Origin of the sequence: Falsochrobactrum shanghaiense (assembly GCF_003149535.1) — a bacterium.
GTDB lineage: Bacteria > Pseudomonadota > Alphaproteobacteria > Rhizobiales > Rhizobiaceae > Brucella > Brucella shanghaiense.
On sequence record NZ_QGDB01000033.1, the window covers coordinates 1 to 856 of the forward strand.

Below are 856 nucleotides of genomic sequence, written 5' to 3' on the forward strand. Positions count from 1 at the left end.
TAGATGTTTCAGTTCCCCGGGTTCGCTTCTAACCCCTATGTATTCAGAATTAGATACCTTATTACGATAACTAGAAAGATGAGATGTTCTGTTTTTCGCTCACGCGCCGTACGCATCCTGCCGGATGCTGGCGCTCCGCGAGGGCGGCCCACATGGGCCGACGACCTGGCGGTCTGTATGGGTAAATACCCATCAAGCTTTGCGCAAAAGCGCGCCGAACGGCAACCGTTCAACACGCCAAAAAAGTCCAACAGCTCAAATTTTCTAGTTATCTAAGGTGGGTTGCCCCATTCGGAAATCGTCGGATCAAAGGGTATTCGCACCTCCCCGACGCTTATCGCAGCGTATCACGTCCTTCATCGCCTGTGCATGCCAAGGCATCCACCAAATGCCCTTAAGACACTTGATCACTCTCATTGCCAATATCCATCAAACATTGCTGTTCAACAGTATCAGCAGAAAGACCAGCTTCTCGAGATACAATCGGTGATGGCGGTTAAACACATCAATCATAATGCAAGGCTTGAGCAAGCCATTGCGACATCAACTCAACAGTTGATCCGATTACATCTTCTCTTCACGATTTTCATACAGAACAGGCAGACTTCATAAAGTCCGCAAACACGGTTCTTTCTCTTGTTGATTGCCAATATCCTACTCAACACCAAAACACGCCCATTCAAGGAACAATGGTGGAGCCGGACGGGATCGAACCGACGACCCCCTGCTTGCAAAGCAGGTGCTCTCCCAGCTGAGCTACGGCCCCTTTCATGTAACATGGTGGGCCTGGGAGGACTTGAACCTCCGACCCCACGCTTATCAAGCGTGTGCTCTAACCAACTGAGCTACAAGCCCA

General features: G+C 50.1%; 2 tRNA genes and 1 rRNA gene. All 3 read right to left on the reverse strand.

From position 1 onward, the window contains the following. Nucleotides 1-409 (reverse strand): 23S ribosomal RNA (locus DKP76_RS18870); the annotation flags it as partial. Between the two features lie 281 nt (nucleotides 410-690). After that, a tRNA-Ala gene (locus DKP76_RS18875) sits at nucleotides 691-766 on the reverse strand. A 12-nt stretch (nucleotides 767-778) separates the two neighbouring features. After that, nucleotides 779-855 (reverse strand) — tRNA-Ile (locus DKP76_RS18880). Nucleotide 856: the final 1 nt, after the last annotated feature.